This is a genomic window from Pelomonas parva (assembly GCF_043555835.1).
Lineage (GTDB): Bacteria > Pseudomonadota > Gammaproteobacteria > Burkholderiales > Burkholderiaceae_C > Pelomonas > Pelomonas parva.
In genome coordinates, this window is record NZ_JBIGHV010000001.1 from 817,902 (window position 1) to 844,537 (window position 26,636).

General features: G+C 69.9%; 18 protein-coding genes. 6 read left to right on the forward strand and 12 right to left on the reverse strand.

What is annotated here, in order from left to right:
* Positions 1–72 precede the first annotated feature (72 nt).
* Both ACG00Y_RS03370 and ACG00Y_RS03375 read right to left on the reverse strand, forming a co-directional pair.
* Positions 73–2,274: a TonB-dependent receptor gene (locus ACG00Y_RS03370; RefSeq protein WP_394475958.1), complete on the reverse strand. Its 2,202-nt coding sequence runs from the start codon at positions 2,272–2,274 to the stop codon at positions 73–75.
* 105 nt (positions 2,275–2,379) lie between these two features.
* Positions 2,380–3,990, reverse strand: coding sequence for an FAD-binding oxidoreductase (locus ACG00Y_RS03375; protein ID WP_394475960.1), 1,611 nt, complete (start codon positions 3,988–3,990; stop codon positions 2,380–2,382).
* A gap of 186 nt (positions 3,991–4,176) precedes the next feature.
* Here ACG00Y_RS03375 and ACG00Y_RS03380 point away from each other — a divergent pair, with 186 nt between their 5' ends.
* The 3 genes from ACG00Y_RS03380 to ACG00Y_RS03390 all read left to right on the forward strand — a co-directional run bounded on the left by ACG00Y_RS03380 (position 4,177) and on the right by ACG00Y_RS03390 (position 6,766).
* Complete coding sequence (locus tag ACG00Y_RS03380; RefSeq protein WP_394475961.1) at positions 4,177–5,406, forward strand: MFS transporter; 1,230 nt, start codon at positions 4,177–4,179, stop codon at positions 5,404–5,406.
* Entirely contained in the window at positions 5,406–5,885 is a 480-nt protein-coding gene (locus tag ACG00Y_RS03385) for a (2Fe-2S)-binding protein (RefSeq protein ID WP_394475964.1), read from the forward strand. The genes ACG00Y_RS03380 and ACG00Y_RS03385 overlap by 1 nt, the downstream gene beginning before the upstream one ends.
* Positions 5,886–6,037: 152 nt before the next feature.
* On the forward strand, positions 6,038–6,766 hold the full coding sequence (locus ACG00Y_RS03390) for a hypothetical protein (protein WP_394475965.1): 729 nt from the start codon (positions 6,038–6,040) through the stop codon (positions 6,764–6,766).
* 103 nt (positions 6,767–6,869) lie between these two features.
* On the opposite strand, the gene ACG00Y_RS03395 is transcribed toward ACG00Y_RS03390, so the two are convergent.
* The 5 genes from ACG00Y_RS03395 to ACG00Y_RS03415 all read right to left on the reverse strand — a co-directional run bounded on the left by ACG00Y_RS03395 (position 6,870) and on the right by ACG00Y_RS03415 (position 14,792).
* Positions 6,870–7,550: a hypothetical protein gene (locus ACG00Y_RS03395; RefSeq protein ID WP_394475967.1), complete on the reverse strand. Its 681-nt coding sequence runs from the start codon at positions 7,548–7,550 to the stop codon at positions 6,870–6,872.
* A gap of 109 nt (positions 7,551–7,659) precedes the next feature.
* Complete coding sequence (locus ACG00Y_RS03400; RefSeq protein WP_394475969.1) at positions 7,660–8,682, reverse strand: zinc-dependent alcohol dehydrogenase family protein; 1,023 nt, start codon at positions 8,680–8,682, stop codon at positions 7,660–7,662.
* Positions 8,682–10,832, reverse strand: a complete 2,151-nt coding sequence (locus ACG00Y_RS03405) for a xanthine dehydrogenase family protein molybdopterin-binding subunit (protein WP_394475970.1) — start codon at positions 10,830–10,832, stop codon at positions 8,682–8,684. The genes ACG00Y_RS03400 and ACG00Y_RS03405 overlap by 1 nt, the downstream gene beginning before the upstream one ends.
* Complete coding sequence (locus ACG00Y_RS03410; protein ID WP_394475971.1) at positions 10,829–12,724, reverse strand: hydantoinase B/oxoprolinase family protein; 1,896 nt, start codon at positions 12,722–12,724, stop codon at positions 10,829–10,831. Before ACG00Y_RS03410 ends, ACG00Y_RS03405 begins: the two co-directional genes overlap by 4 nt.
* Positions 12,725–12,740: 16 nt before the next feature.
* Entirely contained in the window at positions 12,741–14,792 is a 2,052-nt protein-coding gene (locus ACG00Y_RS03415; protein ID WP_394475972.1) for a hydantoinase/oxoprolinase family protein, read from the reverse strand.
* Between the two features lie 152 nt (positions 14,793–14,944).
* Here ACG00Y_RS03415 and ACG00Y_RS03420 point away from each other — a divergent pair, with 152 nt between their 5' ends.
* On the forward strand, positions 14,945–15,466 hold the full coding sequence (locus tag ACG00Y_RS03420) for a hypothetical protein (protein ID WP_394475974.1): 522 nt from the start codon (positions 14,945–14,947) through the stop codon (positions 15,464–15,466).
* Positions 15,467–15,553: 87 nt separating this feature from the next.
* On the opposite strand, the gene truD is transcribed toward ACG00Y_RS03420, so the two are convergent.
* The 4 genes from truD to galB all read right to left on the reverse strand — a co-directional run bounded on the left by truD (position 15,554) and on the right by galB (position 22,166).
* A complete protein-coding gene (truD, locus tag ACG00Y_RS03425) occupies positions 15,554–16,567 on the reverse strand; it encodes a tRNA pseudouridine(13) synthase TruD (RefSeq protein ID WP_394475976.1) in 1,014 nt (337 codons plus the stop codon).
* Between the two features lie 230 nt (positions 16,568–16,797).
* Positions 16,798–17,883 (reverse strand): LacI family DNA-binding transcriptional regulator, encoded by a 1,086-nt coding sequence (locus ACG00Y_RS03430; RefSeq protein ID WP_394475978.1) that lies wholly within the window; start codon positions 17,881–17,883, stop codon positions 16,798–16,800.
* Between the two features lie 237 nt (positions 17,884–18,120).
* A complete protein-coding gene (locus ACG00Y_RS03435; RefSeq protein WP_394475979.1) occupies positions 18,121–19,200 on the reverse strand; it encodes a LacI family DNA-binding transcriptional regulator in 1,080 nt (359 codons plus the stop codon).
* Positions 19,201–19,445: 245 nt separating this feature from the next.
* Positions 19,446–22,166 (reverse strand): beta-galactosidase GalB, encoded by a 2,721-nt coding sequence (galB, locus tag ACG00Y_RS03440; RefSeq protein ID WP_394475981.1) that lies wholly within the window; start codon positions 22,164–22,166, stop codon positions 19,446–19,448.
* A gap of 159 nt (positions 22,167–22,325) precedes the next feature.
* On the opposite strand from galB, the gene ACG00Y_RS03445 reads away from it, so the two are divergent.
* Both ACG00Y_RS03445 and ACG00Y_RS03450 read left to right on the forward strand, forming a co-directional pair.
* Positions 22,326–23,378 (forward strand): LacI family DNA-binding transcriptional regulator, encoded by a 1,053-nt coding sequence (locus tag ACG00Y_RS03445; RefSeq protein WP_394475982.1) that lies wholly within the window; start codon positions 22,326–22,328, stop codon positions 23,376–23,378.
* Complete coding sequence (locus ACG00Y_RS03450) at positions 23,375–24,958, forward strand: glycoside hydrolase family 43 protein (protein WP_394475984.1); 1,584 nt, start codon at positions 23,375–23,377, stop codon at positions 24,956–24,958. Before ACG00Y_RS03445 ends, ACG00Y_RS03450 begins: the two co-directional genes overlap by 4 nt.
* A 2-nt stretch (positions 24,959–24,960) precedes the next feature.
* Here the strand turns inward: ACG00Y_RS03450 and ACG00Y_RS03455 are convergent, their stop codons facing one another.
* Entirely contained in the window at positions 24,961–26,574 is a 1,614-nt protein-coding gene (locus tag ACG00Y_RS03455) for a glycoside hydrolase family 43 protein (protein ID WP_394475986.1), read from the reverse strand.
* Between the last annotated feature and the right edge of the window lie 62 nt (positions 26,575–26,636).

Below are 26,636 nucleotides of genomic sequence, written 5' to 3' on the forward strand. Positions count from 1 at the left end.
ACCTGCCGCCCCGGCAACGAAGGCCCGGCGTCGCCAGACGCCGGGCCTTTCTCATGGCCCCGGGGCCTGCCCTCAATACTGGTAGCGCGCCGTCAACATCACACTGCGGCCGGGGATGGCGAAGCGCGGCTGCACGACGCTGAAGCCAAAGCCCGTCTGCCAGCCCTCTTGCTGCGTCAGGTTCTTGCCGGCGAGCTGCACGGTCCATGCGCCAACGTCGTAGGCGACGTAGGCGTTCAGCGATTTCTGCCGTGGCACCGCGCCGATCGGGGCGTTGTCGGCGGTGGAGTAGTAGGCCGCTCGCTGGCTGTAGTCCGCGCCGAACCGCAGCGCGCCCGGGCCGGCCAGCGTGTTGTGGTCAAAGCCGACGGTGAAGGCATGGTCCGGGAACAGCGGCAGCGCGTTGTCGATCACCGAGCAGGGCACGTTCACGGTGGTCGCGCAGCCGGTGTACTTGCCGCTGTTGACGGCGCCGTTGGCCCACAGCGTCAGCGTGGGCAGCAGGCGCCAGGCGGCCTCCACCTCCAGCCCCGTGAGCTTGGCGTTGTAGTTCTCCACGACGAAGCTGCCGGCACTGGGGCCGTTGCTCACCGTCAGTGTCTGCTGCCGGTTCTTGATCTTGTTGTGGAACAGCGCTGCATTCACGCGCAGCCGGCGCTCCAGCAGCTCGGACTTCAGCCCCAGCTCCCAGGCATCGGTGGTCTGCGGCAGGAAGGCCTGGCTGATTTGCGCCACCGTCGCCGCCAGGCCGTTGTAGCCCCCAGCCTTGAAGCCCTGGCTGTAGCTGACGTAGGCCAGCGTGTCGGGCGCGAGCTTGTGGTCGATGCCGACCTTGGGCGTGAACTTGCCGTAACGGTTCGACTGATCGAAGGGCTGGGCCGCGAGCGCGCCATCGAGCTGCTTGCGGTCCTGGCTGTAGCGGCCGCCGACCAGCAGCGTCGTGACCGGCGTGAGGCGCGCACTGAGCTGGCCGAAGGCGGCGCGGCTCGTCGTGTCGGCGTTGAAGCGCACCTGGGACGGCTGGAAGAAGATGGTCGAGGCCAGATCCTGGCTGCCCGACTCATCGAAGTAGTACAGCCCCGTGACGTAGCTGAGCCGCCCGTCCAGCAGCTCGCCGGCGGCTTGCAGTTCCTGGCTGAACTGGTGGTGGCGGGTGTGGCTCTCGCGCTCGAACAACGCGAGCGTGTCGCTGGCCGAACCGCCGATGAGCGCGGCCGACACACCGCCGCTGAAGTCCTGCCGCCAGTGGTCGTTCATGCGCACGAAGCCGGTGATCGAGGTCAGCCGGACGTCGCCCAGCCGGCCCTGCAGCCGCAGCGTCGCACCGGACTGCCGCACATCGGTCAGCGAGTCATAGGGCGACGCCACCTTGCGGTAGGAGCCGGTGCTGGGCGTGATGGTGCCGTCCGGGGCGATGGTGTTGGGCACGGCCCATTGGCCATCGCCGTCGGTGCGGGTGGTGAACACGCTGAGCCGGGCCTGCAGCTCGGGGCCTTCGTAGGCCAGGTCGCCCTGCAGGCCGACGGTGTCCTCTGCGCCCACGTCCTTGCGCTGCGTGACGTTGTACTGGCCATTGCCATCACGGCGCTTGACCATGCCTTGCAGCGACCCGCGCCAGCGCTTGTCCTCGGAGATGGCCGAGGAGACGTGGCCCTTGATGTGGCGCTGCCCGTTGTTGCCCAGGCCCAGCTCGAAGCTGCCCGTGGTGGCGGCGGTGGGTGCCCGCGTGACGATGCTCAACGCGCCGGCCGACGAGTTGCGGCCATACAGCACGCCCTGCGGGCCGCGCAGCACCTCGATGCGGTCGAGCTGCACGAACTCCATCAGCGCGCCCGACAGCCGCGCGCGGTAGACGTCGTCGACATAGATGCCGACCTCGGACTCCGACGTGATCTGGCCGCCGTCGGTGACGCCACCGCCGCGGATGAAGGGCTTGAGCGCGGTGGAGCCCGCCGTCACGGCATCGAACTTCACGTTGGGCACCAGGCGGCTGAGATCGGTCGCACTCTGCACCTGCAGCGACTCCATGGACTCGGCCGTCAGGGCGGTGACGGCAGCGGCCACGTCCTGCAGCTTCTGTGGCTTGCGCTGCGCGGTGACGACGACCGCCCCCAGCGTCTGCCGCGTGTCGGCAGACGCGGCGGGCTCGGCAGGTGTGGCCTCGGGCGCTGCTCTCACCTGCGCCTGTGCGCCGGCAAGCGGTGCCACCAGGCCCAGCAACAGCGGCAGGCAGTGCCGCGGGCGGTGACGGGCGATCTTTCGGGCAGTGGTCATGGCGGCGACGGCATCGGAGTGGGGATGCGCCATGTTGTGCGCCGCAACAAGAGGCTGCAGTCCCCATTCCAGTCTTGTCCGCTGGTCGGACAAGGCGCTCGCTGATCAGCGTGCGGTGCCCAGGCCCAGCACGCCGGGATTGAGCAGCCCCGCCGGATCGACCGACGCCTTGATGGCCTCGACCAGGCGCCAGCTGGCCTCGTCGCGGCTGGCGCGGTAGGGATAGGTGCGGCCGATCTGGAAGTGGCCGCAGCCAAAGCGCTGGAACAGCGCCATCAGCCGCGTGCGCGCCTGCACCACCACCTGCGTGGCTGCTGGGTCGTCGGGCAGCGCGGGCAGCTTGGCCAGGTGCTCCGGCTGCATCGCGGCGGCATGCACCGCCAGGCGCTCGCCCGGCCAATAGAACACCGGCTCGACGATCAGCGCGTTGGTGGAGATGGACGTGAACAGATAGCCGGCCTTCACGCCGCAGCGCTGGAAGTCCGCATCCATCTCGGCGAAGACCCGCTGGATGGCCTCGAACAGGTCGGCTGCGGTGGACAGCGGCGCCACGCCATGCACCGGCGTCCAGCGCTCGCCGCCCGGGCCCAGCACGCTGTTCAGCGGCGGGAAGGGCTGGGCGCGAATCACCTTGGCAATGGTGTTGGCGATCTCCTCGCCCTGGTTCGCGCTGGCGATGCGCCGCGCCTCGGCGATGTCGGCCTGCACGCCGGCGGCGCTGCGGCCCTCGGCAATCATGTGCAGCGAGTAGTTCTCGTCGCCGACGAAGTCGCGCCCGGCCAGTGCCATCTTGCCGGCCTCCAGCAGGCCCTTGACGAGCGACTTCTGCCGGCCCACCACGGCGCCCAGCGTCTTCACGTCGCTGGCCAGCGACGAGCGCTGCATGCGCACGCGCGTCAGCCCGGGGTCGAAGGCGCACATCTCGCAGGCAATGCCGGCGCGCGCCATCGCGGCCATGGCCGCCAGCAGGTCACGGCCGGTCTGGAAGGCGAAGGAGGCGTAGTCCTCGTGCGCGGGGCTGGCCATCAACCGCAGCGTGATGCGCGCCTTGATACCCAGCGCGCCGCCGTCGCCGCAGAACAGCCCGGTCAGGTCGGGGCCGTAGTGGCGGAAGAACGGCTGGTCACCGCCCTGCCCGCGCGCGCCGGTGCGCAACACCTGGCCATCGCCCAGCACCACGGTCAGCGCGACCACGCTCTCGCTGGAGATGCCGTGCTGGCCTGCGCCCAGCATGGCCGCGTTCTGCGAGATGGCGCCGCCCACCGTCGAGCGCAGGCCCGACATCGGCCCCCAGAACGGCGTGCGCAGGCCCAGCGGCGCCAGCGCGGCGCGCAGCGCGGCCCAGGTGCAGCCAGGCTCGACGGTGACGGTCATGTCGGCCGCATGGATGTCGACGATGCGGTCCATGCGCGACATGTCCAGCGACACCACACGCGGCGAGTCCACCACGTAGGCGCCGGTGTAGCCCATGCCGGCGCCGCGCGGCGCGACCACATGGCCGGCCTGCTGGATGAGGCGCAGCGCGGCAACGATCTGCTCCACCGAGCCGGGCGCCACCACCAGCGCCACGCGGTGAGCGCCGCTGCGCCAGATGTCCTGGCTGTGCAGAGTGCGCAGCGCCTCGTCGTCATGCACATGCTCGGGTCCGAGCAGCGCCACCAGGCCGGCCTTCAGTTGCTGCAGCGTGGCAAGGCCTTGCGCTTCGATCCCAGACATCGCGACTCCGAAAGATGACAGGGCCGCAGCGTAGGAGGGCTCAGGCCTTTGCCGGGGTTCCAGCAGGCCGCCTGTTCGCTTGCTGGATAGCCGGCTGCGCAGCTTTCTCAATCGGTCGGGGGCTGGCCATCATGGCCCGGAGGCGGACGTTCGGCCGCCAGCACAGCAGCTTCAGGAGCAGGGACGATGAGCGAGAAGAAACTTGGCTACGGTGAGTTCCGGCGCGGCTGGCCCATCGTGCTGGCGGCGTTTCTCGGCGTAGGCCTCGGGCTGTCACCACTGCCCTTCTACACGATAGGCCTGCTGGCGCCCGAGCTGGCGCGGGAGTTCGGCTGGGGCATCGGCCAGGTGTTCTTCGGCATCACCGTGATGACGCTGGCCACGCTGGTCGCCGCACCGCTGGCCGGCTTCCTGGCCGGGCGCTACGGCACCCGCCCGGTGGCGCTGGCGTCGACGCTGCTGTTCTCGCTGTCCTTCATGGCCTTCGCGCTGGGCGACGGCTCGCTGACGATGTACTACCTGACCTGGGTCGGCATCGCCGTGCTGGGTTCCGGCACGCTGCCGATCACGTGGACGCGCGGCGTCAACGCGTGGTTCGAGGAGCGCAAGGGCCTCGCGCTGGGGCTGGCGCTGACCGGCACCGGCCTGTTCGGCGTCATTGCCAAGCCCTACACCGCCTGGCTCATCGCCAGTTTCGGTTGGCGCGGTGCCTACATCGGCCTGGGCCTGCTGCCACTGTTGATCGCGCTGCCGGTGGCTTATCTGCTGTTCCGCAACGTCGAAGGCAACCCGCAGCAGCCCGGCGGCGCGCGCGCCGAGGCCAACGGCCTGACGTTTGCACAGACGCTGCGCGACTGGCGCTTCTGGCTGATCGCGGTTTCCTTGATTCCCATCTCCTTCGCGCTCGGCGGGCCGATCCCGAACATGGAGAACATCCTCAAGACCAACGGCTTCGAGCGCTCGCAGATCCTGGGGCTGACCGCCTTCATCGGCCTGTCCGCGCTGACCGGCCGGCTGGTGGGCGGCTGGCTCATCGATCGCTTCTGGGCGCCGGGCGTGGCCCTGGTGATCCTGTGCCTGCCGGGCATCTCCTGCTGGCTGATCGCCCAAGGCCAGATGAGCTATGCGATGGCGCTGCTGTCCATCGTGCTGATCGGCTTTGCGGTGGGCGTGGAGTACGACCTGCTGGCCTTCCTCGTGGCGCGCTACTTCGGCATGCGCAGCTACACGCAGATCTATTCGCTGCTGTACTGCTGCTTCGCCATCGGCACCGGCTTCGGCCCGGCCGTGTTCGGCTGGAGCTTCGACAAGACGGGCTCCTATGTCGTCGTGCTGACAGCGGCCGGCATTGCGCTGGTGCTGAGCGCCTTCGCCTTGCTGGGTTTGGGGCGCTATCGCAGCTTCGAGAACAAGTGATGAAGACTCAAACCCTGCACATCAACGGCCAGGCCCGCCAGGTCGAGGCCGACCCCGCCATGCCCCTGCTCTGGCTGCTGCGCGACACGCTGGGCCTGACCGGCACCAAGTTCGGCTGCGGCATGGCGCAATGCGGCGCCTGCACCGTGCACCTGAACGGCCAGGCCACGCGCGCCTGCGTGACGCCGGTCGCGGCCGCTGCCGGCCAGAAGATCACCACCATCGAAAGCCTGGCCGCCGGCACCGACAAGGTCGCGCAGGCGGTGCTGGCCGCGTGGGTGCGGCACGACGTGGCCCAGTGCGGCTACTGCCAAGGGGGCCAGGTCATGACGGCCACCGCCTTCCTGAAGAGCCTGCCGCGCGGCAGGCAGCCGAGTGCAGCCGAGATCGACGCGGCGATGTCCGGCAACCTGTGCCGCTGCGGCACCTATGCGCGCATTCGAGCGGCAGTCGCCGACGCGGCGCGCGCGTTGGCCTGAAGGCTAGCTCCGGCTCGCGTTCCACTCAAAACGGAAGGGCCCTGGCGGGCAAGCGCAGGAATCCGACGAAGCGTTGAATGCGTGGGATGAGCTGCATCACGCATGCGAAACCGGGCACTACGCTTTGATTCCCTTCTGCCTTGGAGCCCGTTTTGAGCCGAACCCGAAGCTTTCTCGCCGGCATGACTGCCTGCGCCACATTCATCGCTGCCGTCACGCTTCTGACGGGCGCCAAGGCGCCGCCGACCAAGTTCGAGGAGATCGACGTTGGCCGCATCAACATCCGGGAGCCCGATGGCCAGCTGCGCATGGTCATCTCCAACCGCGAGCAGTTCCCAGGCACACCGTGGAAGGGTGCCGAACAGCCAAGACCGGATCGACGCACCATGGCGGGCATGCTTTTCATCAACGATGAAGGCACGGAGAACGGCGGGCTGATCCAGAAGGGTGCCATCGGCGCGGACGGCAAGGTGAATGCCGGCCTCAGCCTGACATTCGACCGCTTCCGGACGGACCAGGTGCTCCAACTGCTGCATGCGGAACAGGACGGACGTGTCCGCACCGAGATCGCGATCAACGACGAAGCGGACCCGCTCAAGCTGGACCTGCCGCAACGCAAGGAGTTGCTGCGCGAGTTCTCGACCCTGCCGACCGAGGAGCGCCGCGCCGAGATGGCAAAGCTGCGGGCAGAGGGCTTGCTGCCGCAGAACCGGGTGCGCATCGGCACGACGGCCGACCGCGCATCAGCCTTGCAATTGAGCGATGCACAGGGACGGCCTCGGCTGCTGCTGCTCGTCACTGCGGATGGCAAGCCGAGCATTCAGATGCTCGATGACAAGGGCAAGGTCGCACGAACGATCTCGCTGGATACAGCGCTTTAAGCGCCACATCGGCACGAACCGGCAGCCACGTCGGATGCCCGCAAAGAAGAAAAGGGAGCCCCGAGGCTCCCTTTTTTTGTGCGGTCGCCAACCTCGCGCGCGCTCAGAACGGCTTGACCGCCCCCATGAACGCCACCGACAGGATGATCACCCAGTAGCAGTAGGCGATGAAGCGGCTGATGCGCAGCGAACGCTCCAGCGTGGCCTCGACCTTGGGGTTGGGGCCCTTGGCCAGCTCGCGGAACATCATGGTCCATTCACGCATGACAAAGCGCAGGTACAGGCCGATGACCAGCGTGCCCGAGTACAGCAGGACCTTGATGGAGAACCACTTCTGGCCGGGCTCCGCCGCGAACGGGCCGTGGCCCAGCAGCGAGCTGATGGCACACACGGCCAGCACCGGGATCAGCACGAAGCGCACACGCTCGTCGAGCATGGTCAGGCGGATGCCGGTGTCGCTTTCGCGGTAGAAGAAGGCCGCGAGGCACAGGCCCAGCCAGCTCAGCGCCACCACCCACATGCCCGTGAGCCAGGCACCACCCAGCGGCTGCGTGCCCCAGAAGTGGCCCATGTGCAGGCCCAGCGGCAGCAGCAGGATGATGCCGGAGCGCGCCAGGATGTCGATGCGATAAGCCGTCTCCATGTGGCGGCGGCGCTCCTCCATCGGCAGCGTGCGGTTCACGATGTGCCGGGAGAGGTTGAAGATGCCCCACTCGCCACCTAACCAGTAAACCATGCAGACGATGTGGACCCATCGCAGCACGGCCAGTTCATTGAATTCCATACGATTGCTTTCTATTGAAGGATGAGTGCGACTCGGCCTTCATGATCTGCGTTGCAGCAGCCTCTTGCCGACTGGCGATGACGCTTGTTCGGCCTGCGAATGTGGGCGCTCAACGGCCGCGAATCAGCACCTTGCCGAGGTGCTCTGCGGCCTGCAGATGCGCATAGGCCTCGGCCGCGTCGTCGAAGCCGAACTCGCAGTCGATGACCGGCGCAAGCCCGTTGGCGGCGGCCGCGCGCACCAGGCGCTCCAGCATGCTGCGGCTGCCCGAGGTGATGCCCTTGAGCACGAGGTTCTTCAGCACCAGCGTCGTGAAGTTGGGCAGGCTGGTGGCGCCGTAGCCGCCCAGTGCGCCGATGACGGCGATGCGCGCATTCGGCGCGGCCGCGTCAATGGAGGCCGGCAGCGTGGCCAGGCCGCCCGTTTCAAGAATGATGTCGGCGCCCTGCCCGCCGCTGGCGCGCAGCAGCTCGGTGGCCCAGTCGGGATGGGTGCGGTAGTTGACGGTGATGTCGGCCCCCAGCTCGCGGGCCAGGTCCAGCTTGGCATCGCTGGACGAAGTGATGGCGACGCGGGCGCCGTGCATCTTGGCCAGCTGCAGCGCAAAGATGGATACGCCGCCGGTGCCCAGCGTCAGCACCAGGTCGCCGGCCTGTACGCGGCCTAACTCCACCAACGCATGCCAGGCCGTCAGGCCCGCCGCGCACAGCGGCGCGGCCTGCGCATCGCTGAGTGCATCGGGCACGGTCACCAGCGCCGCAGCGGGCAGCAGCACCGTTTCCGCCAGCCAGCCGTCGAGCGAGGTGCCGAGGTCGGCAGCAAAGATGCGCGGGTGGAAATCGCCATCGATCCAACTGACGAAGTGCGAACAGATGACGCGCTCCCCCACGGCCAGCTCGCCGCAGCCAGCGCCCAGCGCGATGACCTCGCCCACACCGTCACTCAGCGGAATGCGCGTCTCGGGCCGCAGCGGGCCGTAGCGGCCCTGCAGCACCAGCAGGTCGCGGTGGTTCAGGCAGGCGGCACGCAGGCGCACCAGCACCTGGCCGGGGCCGGGCGCGGCTTGCGGGCGGCGCACCGCGCGCAGGCCGGCCAGGCCCTGCTGGGGGCCGATTTCATAGGCTTTGATCATCAGGTGTCGGTCTTGTCGAGCCGTATGGGCAGCGAGCGCACCGGCTTAGCCGTAAGCCGGGCGACGGCGTTGGCCACGGCGGCCAGGATGGGCACGCTGCCGGGCTCGCCGATGCCGGTGGGCGCGGCGTCGCTGGCGATGCTGTGCACCTCGATGGCCGGCATCTCGTGCAGGCGCAGCACCGGGGCGTCGTGGAAGTTGCTCTGCTGCACGCGGCCCGACTCCAGCGTCAGCTCGTTGTGCAGCACGGCGCTGAGGCCCCAGGCGATGCCGCCTTCCATCTGCGCGCGCAGCGTGCCGGGGTTGATGACGACGCCGCAGTCCACCACGCAGACCACGCGTTCGACGACGACCTGGCCCTGCTCGATGCGCACCTGCGCGACCTGGGCGACGACGGTCTTGTAGGCCTCCTGCACGGCCAGCCCGAGCGCGCGACCGGGCGGCAAGGCCTGGCCCCAGCCGGCACGCTCGGCCGCCAGGCGCAGCGCGGCGGCGTGGCGCGGGTGGGCGCCCAGGTGGGCGAGGCGAAAGGCCAGCGCGTCCTGCCCGGCGGCGCGCGCCAACTCGTCCATCATCACCTCCTTGCTGAAGGTCGTGTGGTTGTAGCCCAGCGCGCGGTAGGTGTGCACCGGCACGCCGACATCGGGCTTGACCCAGCGCGTGCGCGCATGCGGCACCGTGTAGCCCTCGGCCAGCTGGCCTTCGGTGATGAAGGGGTCGGGTCTTGCCGGCACGCCGGGTTTGAGCATGCTGGGCGAGAAGGACTGCGCGACGATGGTCTGCTCGATGGCCAGCAAGCGGCCTTGCGCGTCCAGCCCGGCGCGCAGCCGGTGCAGGTTCATCGGCCGGTAGTAGCCGCCGGTGATGTCGTCCTCGCGGGTCCACATCAGCTTGACGGGGCGCGCGTCGCCGGCGGCAGCCTGCGCACGCAGCAGCTCGGCCAGCTCGCTGATCCAGTCGGCGCTGAAGGTGGCGCGGCGGCCGAAGCTGCCGCCCGAGGGCAGCAGGTGCAGCGTGACCTTGTCGGCCGGCAGCCCGAGGAGGCGCACCGCCGCGCGGTGATCGGCGCTGGGGTTCTGGCAGCCGGCCCAGATGTCGCAGCGGCCGTCGCGCAGCTCGCCCACGGCGGCCAGCGGCTCCATCGGCTGGTGGGCCAGGTAGGGCAGCTCGAAGTCGGCGGACAAGACCTTCGCGGCGCCGGCCAGCGCCTGGGCTGCGTCGCCGCGCACGAGGGCGTCGATGCCGGGGTCGCCGGCGGAGGCCAGGCGCTTGAACTCGGCCTTCAGCTCGGGCGTGGAGCGCGTCTCGGCCTGGCTGTCGTCCCAGACTATCTTCAGCAGCGCGCGGCCCTGGATGGCCACCCAGCTGTTGTCGGCCACCACGGCCACGCCCTGCGGCAGCCGGTACACGGCGCGCACGCCGGGCAGGGCCAGCGCGGCGGTGGCGTCGAACGTGCGCACGCTGCCACCGAAGCGCGGCGGGCGCTGGATGACGGCGATGCGCTGGCCGGGCCGCTGGATGTCGATGCCATAAGCCGCCGCGCCACGCGCCATGTCGGCGGAACCCAGCCGGCCGCCTTCACGGCCGATGAGGGTGTAGGCGGCGCGGGATTTCAGCGGCACGCCGCTGGGCACGGGTAGCTTGCCGGCCGCCTCGGCCAGCTCGCCGTAGGCCAGCTGCCGGCCGGTGGCGCCATGCATCACGCGGCCACGGTGGGCCGTCAGCTCATCCGCCGGCACACCCCAGCGCTGCGCCGCCGCCTGCACGAGCATCGCCCGCGCCACGGCGCCGGCCTCGCGCAGCTGCTGCCAGCTGTTGGCCACCGAGGTGGAGCCGCCGGTGGTCTGCCAGCCGAACAGCGTGTGCTTGTACAGCGTCGGGTTGAAGGGCGCGGGCTCGCTGCGCACGCGGGTCCAGTCGGCGTCCAGCTCGTCGGCGAGGATGGTGGCCAGGCCGGTGGACACGCCCTGCCCCATCTCCAGGTGCTTGATCAGGATGGTGATCTCGCCGCTGGGCGCGATGCGCACGAAGGGCTGGCTCAGGCCGCCGGCAGCGGGCGGCTCTACAGCCTCGGCCGGCAGCCCCAGCACCAGGCCGGCACCCGCGCCGGCCAGGCTGATGAACCGGCGGCGGGTGACGGCGGTGCTCATGCCGCGACGGCGCTGCGACGGCCGGGCCAGACCGGCGGCTTGGGTGCCGGCAGGCCGGTCTCGGCCAGGCAGTTCTCTCTCAGCGTGGCCAGGTCGGGGCCGCGGTCGAACACGGCCAGCGGTGCGCGGCTGGCGCGCATCTCGGCGCGCAGCGCGGCGGTGGCGGCCTCGTCCACCGTCAGCGCGGGCGTGATGACGACGCCGTAGCGGCGCGCGCCTTCGGCCGTGACCAGACCACGGCGCACTTCCAGCGCCACCGTCTCGGCCTCGCGCTCCAGCGGGTCGCCCCAGCCACCGGCGCCCCAGGTGACGAAGTGCAGCTGGTCACCCGCCTGCACGGCGATGGAGTCGCACTTGGCGGGCAGCGACTGCTCGCTGCCGTCAACGCGCTGCAGCGTCTTGAACGAGCGCTGCGCCGGCTGGCCGCCGTTGACGCCCCAGGGCGGGATGAACCAGCGGTCGTCGTGGATGGAGATGTTGCCGGCCTCGGTGAAGCGGTAGGTCATCAGGATGCCGTTGCCGCCGCGGAACTTGCCGGCGCCGCCCGAGTCGGGCACGGTCTCGTAGCGCTCGATGACCATCGGGAAATAGCGCTCCAGGAATTCGTTGGGCACGTTGGTGAAGCCGGGCCACAGCGAGTGGCCGTCGGCGCCATCGCCGAACGGCCGACCCGGGATGCCGCCAAAGCCGATCTGGAACAGCTGGAACCAGTCGCCCTGGCCGCCGTCATCATTGGCACGGTGGCCCGAGAACATCAGGTGCGGGCTGGACGAGAAGCCGGCCGCGCACAGGAACTCCGGCGTCTTCTGGCCCAGCAGCGCGCCCAGCACGTCGAAGATGCGGCCCAGCGCGTGGGTCCGGCAGCTGAGCGCTGCGGGGAACTTCGGCTTGAGCAGCGAGCCCTCGGGGATGCGCACATCGACCAGGTCATAGAAGCCGTCGTTGAACAGCACCTGCGGGTCGAACACCATGATCATGTAGATGCCGAAGAACATCTTGAACATGTTCTCGTTCAACAGGTAGTTGATCGAGGAGGTGGACTGCGGATCGGTGCCGGCGAAGTCGAGGATGACGCGCTCACCCTCGCGCCACATCGTGCACTTGATCTTGAACGGGCCGAAGCCGCGGCCGTCGTCGCAGAGGTAGTCCTCGAAGGACACCGGCGCCTCGCCGATCTGCGTGCTGATCAGGTGCTTCATCGCGCGGTGGTTGCGCGCCAGCAGTTCCTGCGTGGCGGTGTCGAACACCTCGTCGCCGAAGCGCTCGCACATCTCGTCGATGCGCCGCGCCGCGACGCGGCAGGACGCCACCAGCGCGTGCAGGTCGGCCTTGCACCACTCGGGCATGCGCGACTGGTTGACGTTGATGCGGACGATGTCCTCCTGCAGCTGGCCCTTGCGGTAGAGCTTGACCGGCGGCAGGCGAAAGCCTTCCTCGAAGATGCTGGTCGCGTCGGTCGGCAGCGAGCCCGGCACCTTGCCGCCCACATCGGTCATGTGGCCGAACATAGCCGCCCAGGCCATCAGCCGGCCCTTGCGGAACACCGGCAGGATGACGAGCTGGTCGTTCAGGTGGCTGATGGCGCCTTCGCAGGAATATGGGTCGTTCAGGAAGATGACGTCGCCGTCCTCGATCTCGCCGTCGTAGTTGCGCAGGAAGCCGTCGATGAAGGAGCCGAACTGGCCGACGACCATGCGGCCGTGCCGGTCGGCGATCAGCGGGAAGGCGTCGCCCTGCTCGCGGATGCCCGGCGACAGCGCGGTGCGGAACAGCGTCGCGTCCATCTCCACGCGCGCATTGCGCAGCGCGTTCTCGATGATGTCCAGCGTGATGGGGTCGACCGTGGCGCCGCCCAGCGGCGTGGTGGCGGTTTCGATGATGCGTGCAGGCATTGGGCTAACTCCGGTTTCAGGCGGGGTTGATCAGGATGTTGCCGAAGGCGTCCACGGTGCCGACATGCTCGGCCAGGATGACTGTCGTGGAGTCCATCTCGCAGACCACGGCGGGGCCGGGGATCACGTCGCCGGCACGCAGCCTGGCGCGGTCGTAGATGACGCCGGGCACGAAGCCGCCGGTGGCCCACATCTGGTGGTCGCGCAGCTTGGCGGCGATGGGGTTGCCGTCGCCCTTGGGCAAGGCCAGCGCCGGCAGGTCCAGCGCCTTGCCCAGGGCCACGGCGCGCAGGTTCACCAGCTCGGTCTCGGTGTCCATGCTGAAGGTGAAGAGGCGCTTGTGGGCCTCGTGGAACGTGGCGTTGAGGCCCGCAAGCCCGGTGCCGGCCACGAAGTCGTCCAGCGTGACCGGCAGCGGCACCTCGAAAGCCTGGCCGGCATAGCGCATGTCGGCTTCGAAGCGCAGCTCGATCTCGTCGGCGGCGACGCCTTCGCCGAGCAGGGTCTGCTGGACCTGGTCGCGCATGGTCTCCAGCATCGTCACGACCTGGGCATCGCTGCTGCGCGAGACCAGCTGCGAGAAGGACCGCGCGGTCTCGGTGCGCATGCGCGTGGTGGCATCGCCCAGCGCGCACAGCACGCCCGGCGAGACGGGCGACACGGCCGGCCAGGAGTTCATCAATTTGGCCACCGCATTGACATGCAGCGGGCCGGCGCCGCCGAAGCCCATCAGCGCGAAGTCGCGCGGGTCGTAGCCCTGCTGCACGGAGATCATGCGCAGCGCGCCGAACATGTTCTCGTTGACGATGTCGATGATGCCGCGGGCTGCGTCGTAGAGGTCCACGCCGAGGTCGTCGGCCACCTTCTGCACGGCCGCGCGCGCGCCTTCGCGGTCCAGCTTGAAGGTGCCGCCCAGCAGGTTCTCGGGCAGGTAGCCCAGCACCACGTTGGCGTCGGTCACCGTGGCCACCGTGCCGCCCCGGCTGTAGGCCACTGGGCCGGGCACTGCACCGGCCGACTCGGGGCCGACCCGCAGCGCTTTCGTCAGCTCCGGAATCTTGGCAATGGAGCCGCCGCCGGCGCCCACCGTCTTCACGTCCAGCGCCGAGACGCGCACGGTCAGGTGGCCCACGTCGGTGGTGCGCACCAGGCGCGGCTCGCCGTTCTCGATCAACGCCACGTCGGTCGACGTGCCGCCCACATCCAGCGTCAGGATGTTCTTCAGGCCGGCGTTCTTCGCCACCCACAGCGCGCCGGTCACGCCACCGGCCGGGCCGGACATCAGCAGCGAGACGGGCTTCTCTTCGGATGCTTCGGAGGACATCAGCCCGCCGTCCGAGCGCAGCAGCGAGATGCGGCCCTTCATGCCCAGCTCGCGCAGCTTGCTGCGCAGGTTGCGCACATAGCGGCTGACGATGGGGCGCACCGAGGCGTTGGCCACCGTCGTCAGCGTGCGCTCGTACTCCTGCATCTCGGGCAGCACGACATGCGACAGCGACACCGGCACGTCGGGCAGGATCTTCGCCGCCAGTTCGGCGACGCGACTCTCGTGAACGCCGTTGACGTAGGCATTCATCAGCGAGATGGTCAATGCCTCGATGCCGCGCGCCTTCAGCAGCTGCAGCTGGGCGCGGATGTCGGCCTCGTCCAGCGGGCGCAGCTCGCGGCCTTGCGCATCCAGCCGGCCCTTCACCTCGACCGTGTCTTCCAGCTTGGCCAGCGGTTCGGGCTTGGGCCAGACGATCCAGGCCGCCAGGCCACCCGGCACCAGCGAGCGCGCCACCTGCATCATCTGCCGGTAGCCCTCGGTCACCACCAGGCCGACGCGGGCGCCCTTGCCCTCCAGCACCGCATTGGTGGCCACCGTCGTGCCGTGCAGGAAGACCTCGATGTCGCTGGCGGCGATGCCGGCCTTCTCGCAGATGGCACGCACGCCGACGAGGATGCCCTCGGAGGAATCATGCGGTGTCGAGGGCGTCTTGTGGCGCCAGCAGCTACCGTCGGCGTCGTTGAACAACAAGAGGTCGGTGAACGTGCCACCGACGTCCACACCCAGGCGATAGGCCATTGGAAAGCTCCAGCATTGCGTCCTTGAGCAGGACCGATGCGTGGATTCTTTCCAGGCTCAGGCTGGAGCCGAAGACGGTGCGCGTTCGTGTTCGCCTGATGGCTATTGCCTGAACGACAGGCCGGAGACGGTCACGCCGTCCTTTCATCGTCGTGGTTGCACGGCTGGCGGGGTTTGTTACGTGCGAGCGCCACACCATCGACATCGCCGCCGGTCTCGAACACGGCGAGGGCCTGCCGCTGTGCTCGCGACCCTATGCGGCATGCGCCAGGCCGCCGGGTTGCAGCGAGCAGCGCGTGCTGACGCACCTGAACGCCTGGCGCCGCAGCGGCCAGCTCGAGGGCCTGACGCTGAAGCCCCCGCCCACGCCGGTGCCGCGGCCGGGGTTGCTGGCGCTTTGGCGGCAGGTCGCGCTGCCCGCTGCGCTGCCGGCGCGTCTGCTGGCCTTGCCGGGCATGGACCGCGTGGTGCCGGGCCCGGGCTCGCCCGCCTGGCCCTGGCGCCTCAGCGTGGTGATGTGCACGGCACCGCTGCGGGATGCCGCCCCCTGGCGCGAGCGGCTGGCCGAGGCCGGGCTGGCAGCACCGCCCGACGCCTGCCTGCCGCTGCGCATCGAACAGCCGCGCGATCAGGCCTTGCTGTTCGACACCGGCGACGCTCAGGGCGGGGGTTAGGCGGCTGACGCCCCCAGCAGCACACTGGGCGTCAGCACGGCGCGCGCGCCGCCAGGCCGGCCACGCTGGCGAACAGTGCGGGCACCGTCATTCGAGGGCCGCAGGCTCGTTCTCCGTGTGCCGCTCAGGCTCCGTGGTGCGCAGGATTTCGTTCAGCACGGAGGTGGCGTAGTTCCCGGCGGGCAAGGAGAACGTGAGCAGCAGTTGATCGGCCTGCGGCCATGCCCATGACAGGTCCGCCGGCCAGGCCACCAGCGCACGGCGCTCCTGGTCCAGGCCGGCGTGTTCCATGCCGTCGCACAGCACGGCGTGACGAGCAGCCACGCCGTTCTCCAGCGCCTGCGCCTGATCGGTGGTGATCACGCGGCCGCGCCCCCACAGCGGCCCGGTGGGCCGACCCGCGTCGTCCATCACGTCGCCGGGCAAGGCCTGGCCCCAGAGCCCCTGTTGGATGCGCAGCGCCAGCACTTCGTTGAAGACAAAGGAGCGCACCGCCGACAGGTAGATGCCCTTCTTCTTCGGGTTGCGCACGCGGATCTCTCGCGCCAGCATGGCCCTGCCCTGCTCGACGTTGCCGCCGTCAAAGCCGAAACGCTGGGCGCCGAAGTAGTTGGGCACGCCCTGCGCCGCCACGGCCTGGAGGTTGGCCTCGATGGCAGCTCGTTCGCCGCCCACGTCACGCAGCACGATGCGAAAAGCGTTGCCCTGCAGGTCCCCGGGGCGCAGCTTCTTCACGTGGCGGCTCTGGCCCAGCACCTTGAACTCCGGGTGCTGAAGCTGGGTCAGGTCGGGCGTCTCGCCCTTCGGCAGATAAATGCTGAACCACTGACGCGTGATGGCGTAGCGGTCCTTGAGGCCGGCATAGCCCACGTCTCTTTCCTGCACGCCGGCGGCGTCGGCCAGTTGCTGGGCGACGAAGGCGGTGTTGGCACCGTTCTTTTCGACGTCCAGCCAGATGTGTTCGCCCGCCCCCGAGGGCAGTTGCAGCGGCAGTTCGGTGACGATGAAATCCTCGTTGAGGCCTTTCAGCGTGGCGCTGGCGCCGCTGGCCGGATAAGCGTTGGGCCAGGTCGGCAAGGTCGTGTAGTGAGCGTCGGTCATGAGGGGCCTGAAGGCAGCAGCTGGAGTCGGGCAACGCTGATCGAGCCCGTCCTTCCGGCTTGATCGGGTGGCAAGGCAGCGCCGCGTCGGCATGATGCTCGCACGAAGCCCGCCACACGCGCAGCGGCCGTCGACCAGGGTGCGGAATTCCAGCAGCGTCGCCGGCTGACCCGGCGCGCTGTGTTCCTGCAGGCGATCCAGGCCGAGCTGCTGGCGCTCGGCGGCGCCCGTCAGGCCACGATGCCCAGGCGCACGGCGGGCCGGTGCTTGGGCGCGGCGTCGGACTGCCGGCGGATCAGCGTGTAGTCCATCATCTGCTGGCCGAAGGGCAGGTTGACGCCGTTGCGGGCGGCGCGGATGTGGCGCACCAGCATGTCTACCGCCATGCTGGCCATGTCGCCGACGGGCTGGCGCACGGTCGTCAGCTCGGGCCAGATCGTCGTGGCCAGCGGTGCGTCGTCGAAACCCACCACGGTCAGGTCGCTGGGCACGTACAGCCCCAGCCGCTGGGCGACCGCCACGGTGGCCGCTGCCATGTCGTCGTTGCTGGCGAAGATCGCCGACGGCCGCCGGCCGCCGGACAGCAGCAGCTCGGCGGCGTCCAGCCCGGAGTGGTAGGTGAAGCGGCCCTGCACCGCCTGGATGTCGTGCTCCGGGTCCAGCCCGGCCTCGGCGACGGCAGCGCGAAAGCCCGCGAGGCGGCGCTCGCTGCTGCTGTGACCGGGGTCGCCCATGATGAAACCCAGCCGCTGGTGGCCCAGGGCCAGCAGGTGGCGGGTCATCTCGTAGGCCGCCTTGTAGTCGTCGATGCTGACGCCGTGGCACAGCGGCGACGGCCGGCCTGCAGAGACGGTCACCGCAGGCGTGCCGCTGCGGGCGATCAGGTCCAGCAGCGCCTGCGATTCGCAGAACGGCGGCGGCAGGATGACGCCGTCGATGCCCGTGGCGATCATGTTCGCGACCGCCTCCTCGCCGTCGTCGGCCGCGTCGCAGTACTGCGCATTGAGCTGCACATGCCGCAGGCTGATCTTGCTCAGCAGACCCAGCATGAAGCCGCTCAGGTAGCCCGCGCGGCTGTCGCTGTAGAGCAGCCCCAGCATGATGGGCCGCGAGCCGGCCAGCTTGCGGGCCGCCGGGTTGGGCGTGTAGTTCAGCGCGGCGACCGCGGCCTGCACCTTGGCTCGAGCCGCCTGCTTCACCGTCGGCTCGCCGTTCACGACACGCGACACGGTCATGGTCGACACCCCCGCCAGCCGGGCGACATCGGTCACCGTGGCCGGCTTCGGGCTGCTGCCCGGCTGCGCTGCGTGCTTCATGAACATCCTTTCAAGCGGGGCGGGATGCCCACTGATATATCAGTGGACATCCTAAAAAGCGCCGCCTGAGCCAGGTAATCAATTTTCAGAGCGATTCGATGCCGAGATGGGTATCAATGCACTCAGCACGAGGTGATTGACAGCCGCCGTTGAGGCAGGCGATGACCAAAGCCGCATCGCTCGACGGCCACAAGTCATCGGCCCGGCCGAGGGCGGCGGCGCTCCGCCCTCGGTCCGTCAGGCCACTGCGCCCAGGCGCGGGCGCGAGCGGGGTGCCGCGTCGGACTGGCGGCGCACCAGCTCGAAAGGCATCAGCACATGCTCGCGCGGCAGCGGCTCGCCATTGCGGCGGGCGCGCAGATGGCGCACCAGCAGTTCGACCGCCGCGCCGGCCATCGCCGTGATGGGCTGGCGCACGGTGGTCAGCTCGGGCCAGATGGTGGTCGCCAGCGGCGCGTCGTCGAAGCCGACGACAGCCAGGTCGCCGGGCAGGTCCAGGCCCATGCGGTGGGCGATGGCCACGGTGGCGGCAGCCATGTCGTCGTTGCTGGCGAAGATGGCGGTCGGCCGCTGCGGCGCCGCCAGCAGCGCCTCGGCGGCGTCCAGGCCGGAGCGGTAGCTGAAATCGCCTTGCGCCACCACGCTCGCGGTCGCCGGGTCCAGCCCGGCGTCGCGCAGCGCGCTGCGAAAGCCCGCCAGGCGCCGCTCGCTGCAGTGCTGCTGCTTGTCGCCCAGGATGAAACCCAGCCGCTGATGACCCAGCGACAGCAGGTGGCGCGTCATCTCGTAGGCGGCGCGCTGGTCGTCGATGCCGATGGCGTGGGCGCTGTCGCTGGGCCGGCCGCTGGACACGGCCACGGCCAACACGCCGTGCTCGGCCAGCTTCTTTAGCAGCGGCTCCGAGTCGCAGAACGGCGGCGGCAGGATGAGGCCGTGGATGCCGCCGGCGATCATGGCCTGGACTGTGGCCTCCTCGTCCTCGCGCAGCTCACAGCGCTGCACGTCCAGCTGCACATGGCGCAGGCTGGCCTTGTTGAGCAGGCCGATCATGAAGTCGGTCAGGTAGCCCACGTTGGCATGGTTGAAGACCATGCCGATGCGGATGGGGTCCAACTCGCCCGTGCGGCGCGCGGCCGGCTGGGGCAGGTAGTCCAGCGCGGCCAGCGCGGCGATGACCTTGTCGCGCGTTTCCGGCCGCACGCCGGGCTCCTCGTTGACGACGCGGGAGACGGTCATCGGCGAGACGCCGGCCAGCTCGGCAACGTCGGCAATCGTGGCGGCCTTGGTGCGACGCCGCTGACGCGCGGGTTGATTCAATCTCTACCTCGATGGTTGGCCGGCGTCCTCAGACTGCCCGTGGGCCGATCCGGCCCGCCCGCCGGAATGGTATGCGATTGTCGCCGACCACCCACAACGATGGTTGCGCGACCAACCAAGTCATCATGGCAGCCTTCGTCAATCGTTCACGCGTGCGGGCGCTCCAGACAGCCGCTTCCCGCCGGCCGCTGCACGCGTCGATTGGTAGCGCTACATGATTGCGCCGTTGTCGCTGCGCATGAGTTTCATCGGCCCGCCCGGCTGTGGAGGGTGACTTCGGCCGCTGCCAGGCCGTCGGCCTCGGCGCGCACGACCAGCTTGCCGGCAGCACCAACGCGGCCGCGCACGATGGCCAGCGCCTGGCCGCTGAAGGCCTTGCGGCTGGTGGAGGGAAAGGGCTCGAAGCTGGTGGCGTCGCCGTTGTCGGTGGCGACGATGTCGCCGGGGCCGTCGACGCTGAAACGGATGCGCGCGTCGGCGCGCGGCACGGGGCGGCCGGCGGCGTCGGTGATGGTCAGCGTGACGAAGCCGAGGTCGCTGCCGTCGGCGGCTATGGCCGCGCGGTCGGCCTTCAGTTCGAGCCGGGCTGCGGCACCGGCCGTGGCGACGCTGGCCGTGGCCCAGGGCTTGCCGTCGCGGTAAGCCTGCAGCTTCAGCTCACCGGGTTCGTAGACGACGTCGTCCCAGCGCAGCCGGTACTGGCCCGCGCCCTTCTTGCGCTTGCCCAGCGAGCGGCCGTTGAGGAACAGCTCGGCCTCGTCGCCGCTCGTGAAGGCGTGGACAGGCGTGACCTGCCCCATGCGTTCCGGCCAGGTCCAGTGCGGCAGCAGATGGGCCATGGGCAGCTCGGGCCGCCAGCGCGACTGGTAGAGCCAGTAGCGGTCCTTGGGGAAGCCAGCCAGGTCGACGATGCCCGAATACGAGCTGCGCGCGGCGTAGTAGGGCGTGGGCTCGCCGAGGTAGTCGAAGCCGGTCCAGACGAACTCGCCAGCGACGTAGGGGTGGGCGTCCAGCGCGGCGAACACCTTGTCCGCCGACGAGCCAAAGTCCACCGCGTACAGCTCGTAGCCGCTGACCTGCAGCGCCTTGGAATCGCCGCCGCGGCCGTCGCGCGTGATGGAGCTGCTGGCCGACGTGACCGGGAACAGGTAGACGCCCCGGCTGCTGAAGGCCGAGGCCGTCTCGCTGCTGAGGATGAGCTTGTCTGGGAAACGCTTGTGGAAGTTGGGGTATTGCGGCGGCGTGCGGATGCGGTCCGTGCCGACGAACTCGGGGTCTTGGCGTATGCCCTCGCCCTGGTAGTTCAGGCTGATCAGGTCCACCTCGGCCGGCAGCGGCATGTCGGACTTGGCGAAGTTCATCGCCGTCGTCGTGGGCCGCGTCGGGTCTTCCTCGCGGGCGATCTCGTGCAAGCGGCGCGCGACGGCGGCGCCGGCCGCGCCGGTGTATTGCTCACCGACCTCGTTGCCGATGCTCCACATGATGACCGACGGGTGGTTGCGGTCGCGGCGCAGCATGGCGCGCAGGTCGGCCTCGTGCCAGTCCGGGAAGATGAGGTGGAAGTCCAGCGGCGTCTTCTTGCGCTCCCAGCTGTCGAAGATCTCGTCCACCACCAGCAGGCCCATGCGGTCGGTCAGTACCAGCAGCGCCGGGTCCGGCGGGTTGTGGGCCATGCGGATGGCGTTGGCGCCCATGGCCTGCAGGATCTCCAGCTGCCGCTCGGCGGCACGCACATTGAAGGCAGCGCCGAGCGCGCCGAGGTCGTGGTGCTGGTTGACGCCTTGCAGCTTCACCGGCTGGCCGTTGACGTGCAGGCCGGTGTTCGCGTCGAAGCGCAGCGTGCGGATGCCGAACGGCGTCTCGTAACGGTCCAGCACGCCGGCCTTGCCCTGCAGGCGCGTGACGGCCAGGTAGCGATGCGGTTGCTGCTGGGGCCTGGGACCCCACAGCCGCGGCTTGGCGATGCGCAGTGACATCGTCACGACGCCCTGCCCGCGCGCCGGCACGGCGACCTGCGGCTTGCGCGCTGTCACGACGACCTCGCCCATCGGCTTGCCGTCGGCGTCGAGCGCAAAGATCTCGGTCAGCACGTCGACGCGCGCCGCACTGGCACCGTCGTTGTCCACGCGCACGTCCACCGCCACGGTGGCCTCCTGTGCGGACACCTGCGGCGTCGTGATGCGCGTGCCCCAGTGCGCCACATGCACCGGCGCCGTCTTCGTCAGCCAGACCTTGCGATACAGGCCCGCGCCGGGATACCAGCGCGCCGACTCAGGCGGGTTGTCCAGCCGGATGACCAGCTGATTGGCGCCGCCCGGCTGGGCCCAGGGCGTCAGGTCCAGGCGGAAGGAGTTGTAGCCATAGGGCCAGCCGCCCACCAGCTTGCCGTTGAGCCAGACCGTCGCGTAAGACATCGCGCCGTCCACGTCCAGGAACAGCGAGCGGCCACGGTCCGATGCCGGGATGTCCAGCGCGCGGCGATACCAGACCGGTCCCCAGGTCTGCAGCCGGCCCATGCCGCCGTAGGGGCCGGTCTCCAGGAAGGGACCGGCGATGGCCCAGTCATGCGGCAGCGTGACGGCCTGCCAGCCGCTGTCGTCGAAGCCGGGGCGCACGAAGTCCACGTCGCTGCCCGGGTGTCCCTCGGGGCGGCGGTGGCGCCTGGCGGGGTCCTTGATGAAGGCATTGGCGCTGGGCAGTACCCAGGGCTTGAGCACGCGGTCCTGGGCACCGGCCTTGGCCTGCACGGCCTCGTCCGGGCGCGCGTCGGCCACCTTGCCGTCGGCCGAGGCCGTCACCTCGGGGCGCACGTCGTACATCAGCCGCGCCGTCGCGCCGACCGGGTCACCGCGATGGAAGCGCCAGCCAGTGGCCAGGTCGATGCGCTCACGCGCCACCGCCGGCAGCGCGGCCACGCAGGCCCACATCAAGCCGACGGCCACATGCCGCCAGGGTTTGCCAAGCATCCAGGTCTCCTGTGTTCTTGTTACCGTTCTCATCCACCCGATCGGCATGAGGTCCGCTAGGGGAAACGCCAAGGATTGTGAGATGGTTGATAAATATGATAGCGATACCAACCAATCCGACACAAGACTTCTCATGAAGTTGACGAAAGGCATGCCGTGATGGCGTCTGCGCTTGCGCCGCGACCCGACCTCCGAGCCAGGCTGCACGAGGTTGCCCGCGAAGCCGGTGTCAGCCTCGCCACCGTGGACAGGGTGATGAACGAGCGCCCCGGCGTCAGCGCCCGCACGCTGGCGCGGGTGCAGGACGCCGTACAGCGCCTGGCGCTGCAGGGCGACGCCAGCAGCGCGCCGCAGCCCCGGGCCGGCAGCTGGCTGCTGTGCTTTCTGCTGCCGGCCGGGCAGAACGCGTTCGTCGAGCAGCTGCGCGAGGCCTTGCACGCGCTGGCGCCCTGGCTGGCCGAGCAGCACGCCCGCGTGGATGTGCGCACCACGGACGCCTTCTCCCCGGCCGCCGCGTCGTCCGCCGTCAAGCGGCTGCGCGGCCAGTACGACGCCGTGGTGCTGATGCTGGAGGACCACCCGCTGGTGCGCGAGGCCGTGGAACGCATGGCCGGCGACGGCACCTGCGTCATCACGCTGGTGTCGGACATTCCCGCGCGCGCCCGCAATCACTTCGTCGGCATCGACAACCGTGCTGCGGGCCGCACGGCCGGCGCCCTGCTGGGCCGCTGCCTCACGGGCCGCAGCGGGCCCGTGGGCGTCGTCATGGGCTCGCAGGCGCTGCGCGACCACGCCGACCGGCTGCAGGGCTTTCGCGAGCTGATGGCGGCCGAGCATCCCCGGCTGGCGCTGCTGCCGCCGCTGCAATGCCAGGACCGCCCCGAGTCCGCCCGGCCGCTGGTGGCGCAATTGCTGGCCGAGCGGCCTGACCTGGCCGGGTTGTACAGCATCGGCGCTGGCAACGACGGCATCCACGCGGCGCTGCTGGACGGCGGCGGCGCCGGGCGCGTGGCCTGGGTCTGCCACGAGCTGACGCCCCACACCCGCGCGGCGCTGCTGGACGGCACGGCCAGCGCCGTCATCGGCCAGTCGGCCGCCCAGGAGGCGCAGCTGGCCTGCCGCCTGGCGCTGGCCCGGCTGACGCGCCAGCGCTGCCCGGCCGACGCCACGCCGCTGCGCATCGAGATCTACCTGAAGGACAACCTGCCATGAAGTTCCCCCTGGCCTCCCTGGCTTCCCGCGTGGCGCTCGCACTGGGCGCGGCGGGCCTGCTGCTCGCCGGCCTGCCGGCCCTCGCCTGGCAGGCCGACAACGGCGACGGCAGCTACAGCAACCCGCCGCTCAACGCCGACTACCCCGACCCCGACGTCATCCGCGTCGGCCACGACTTCTACTTCGCGACCACCACCTTCGCCAACTCGCCGGGCCTGCGCATCCTGCACTCGCGCGACCTCGTCAACTGGCGCATCGCCGGCCATGTGCTGCCCAGGCTGGAGGGCGGCCCGGCCTTCGACCTGACCGGCGGCAGCGTCTACCGGCGCGGCGTGTTCGCGCCCAGCCTGCGCTTCCACGACGGCGAATTCGTCATCGCCTTCACGGTGGTGGGCCAGAACACGCGCATCTGCCGCGCCGTCCAGGTTGCCGGCCCGTGGCGCTGCCATTCGCTGGACCGCGCGGCCTTCGACCCCGGGCTGTTCTTCGACCGCGACGGCAGCGCCTTCATCGCCACGGCCATCGGCAGCGACGGTACGGTGACGCTGTTGTCGCTGGATAAGTCGCTGAGCCGCGTCACCGAGGCGCGCAAGGTGCACTACATCCCCGGCGCGGAAGGCTCCAAGCTGATCCGCCGGGGCGACTGGTACTACCTGTTCAACGCCATCCCGCGCCGGCTGGCGATGACGATCTCGCGCGCCAAGGCGCTGACCGGGCCGTGGGAAACCATCAACGCGATCGACACGGCCACCAGCGGCGGCCACCAGGGCGCCATCGTCGACCTGGCCGACGGGCGCTGGTGGGGCTTTGTCATGCAGGACAAGCCCGCCATCGGCCGCATCACCAACTTCAGCCCCATCTTCTGGCAGGACGACTGGCCCGTCTGGGGCACGCCCGAGGCGCCCGGCCGCGTGCCGGCGCGGGCCGTCAAGCCCGTGCAGGGCCAGCCGCTGGCGCAGCCGGACACGAGCGACGAGTTCGACCGCCCGCAACTGGGCCTGCAATGGGCGTGGAACCACAACCCCGACGACACGCGCTGGTCGCTTGCCGAGCGGCCGGGCTGGCTGCGGCTAAAGGCCACGCGGGCGGACGGCTTCTGGACCGCGCGCAACACGCTGACGCAAAAAGGCCAGGGCCCGTACAGCCGGGGCGACGTGCGGCTGGACCTGTCAGGCCTGGCCGCGGGGGACCGCTGCGGCCTGGGTACGCTGGGCAAGGTCAACGCCGGCATCGCCGCCGTGCGCACCGAGGACGGTCGCCTGCGGCTGGAGCGGCACACGATCATCGACAACGGCGACCGCCAGCCCGCCACCACCCTGCCCGGCCCCAGCGCGGCGCTGGACGCGAACGGCGTGACGCTGCGGCTGGAGATGGACTTCGTGCGCGCGCGCGGCCGGCTGTCTTGGCTGGACGGCGAGGCCGCGAAGCCGCTGGGCGACGAGTTCGAGCTGATCTACGACTGGCGCACCGGCACCTTCCAGGGGCCGCAGGTCGCCCTCTTCTGCTTCAACACCGGCACGGGCAAGGCAGGCCAGGTGGACGTGGACTGGTTCCGCTTCAGCGACAAACGCGCCGAGTGAGCTCAGGGCCTGGCGTAGAGCGCGAAGGCGAAGTCGGCCGGTTGATCCTTCTTGTCCTTGAACAGCCTGCCGTCGAGGTAGGCCGCGCCGTCGGCATAGACGTCCTTGCGGCTGGCTCGCAGATAGACCGTTATTGAATTGCGTTCGCCGCGCAGTTCCAGCGCGTAGCGGTGGCCGGCCTTCAGCTGCACAGGCGCGCCGCCGACGAGGCTGATGTCCAGCAGGCCCGCGCCCTGCGGCTGGTAGGCCAGCGCCAGGCCTTCGCCCGCGCCCAGCAGGTCCGCGCCGGCGCCGTAGCTGGCCGCGTTCGCGTCCCCGGGACCCAGGTCCAGCAACGCCAGCCGCAGCGGCGCGTCGGCCTGCGTGCCATGGCCGTCACCGGCGTAGAGGCTGATGCGGCCGAGCGTGAAGTCCGACTTGGGCACGAAGGTCTGCGCGATGCGGCTGGCGCCGCCGTGGCTGTTGAAGCCGCGCGGCTCGGGGGCGTGCTCGAACGGCGACGTGACCGAGGCCAGCACCGGCTCGCCGCGCCAGGCCGACGGGTAGCCCTGGATGAACTGGCCGACACGCAGCCGCGCGTCCGAGCGGCCGAAGTCCGGCGCGGCAGGCCTCGAAGTGGGTAGGACCGGCGGGCGGCTCAGGCCTTCCGGCGTCTGCACGATGGGTGCGATGCTGCCGTCGTCCAGGTAGTGCAGGTAGTCCAGCGCCACCGAACGCCGACCGACGGCGCCGGTCTGGCCATCGGGCAAGGTCAGCGTGGCGTTGTGATAGGCCAGGTAGGACTGGCCCTTGAAGTCGTCGATGAGGCCGGCGTGGATGGTGTAGCTGTTCTTGGCCGTGCCGGTGATCATGCCGCGGTAGGTCCACGGGCCCTTCATGCTGGGCGCGGTGGCATAGGACAGGTGCTCCCACAGCCCCTGGTGGGCCATGGAGGCGTAGGTAAGGTAGTACAGGCCCTTGCGCTTGGAGAGCCAAGGGCCCTCGGTGTAGTTGGGCAGGGCGATCTTCTCGATAGGGCCATCCAGCTCGGTCATGTTGGGTTTGAGCTTGACCAGATGGAGCGTCGGGTTGCCCCAGGCCATCCAGGCGGTACCGTCGTCGTCGACGAAGACCGTGGGGTCGATGTCGTTCCAGCCGTAGGGGCCGGGCGTCATCTCCTCGGTGATGAGCGCCGAGCCGCGTGCGTCCTTGAACGGGCCGAGCGGGTTGTCGGCCACGGCCACGCCGATGGCCTTGCCCTCGTGGGTCTTGTCGTGCTGGACCGTCGTGTAGAGATAGAACCTGCCGTTGCGCCGCACGACCTGCGCGGCCCAGGCGTCGCGCACGGCCCACTTGAAGTCGGTGGCCCTCATCACCGGGCCGTGGGCTTGCCAGCGCTTCAGGTCTTTAGACGAGTAGGCGAGCCACTGGTTCATCGTGAACATCTCGCTGCCACGGGCCTCGTCATGGCCGACGTAGAGATAGACCGTGTCGCCGACCACCAAGGGCGCCGGATCGGCCGTGAAGACGTCGCGCAGCGCCGGGTTGCTGCCCGGCGCTGGCGCATCGGCGGCTGCTTGCGCCAGCAGCAGGCCGGCAGCGAGCGCCGCGACCATGCGTGTGAGAGAAGAGTGCATGTGACAAGCCCATGAAAAAGGCCGGCTCCAGGGAGCCGGCCGTGAAGCCCGAAGGCACACCA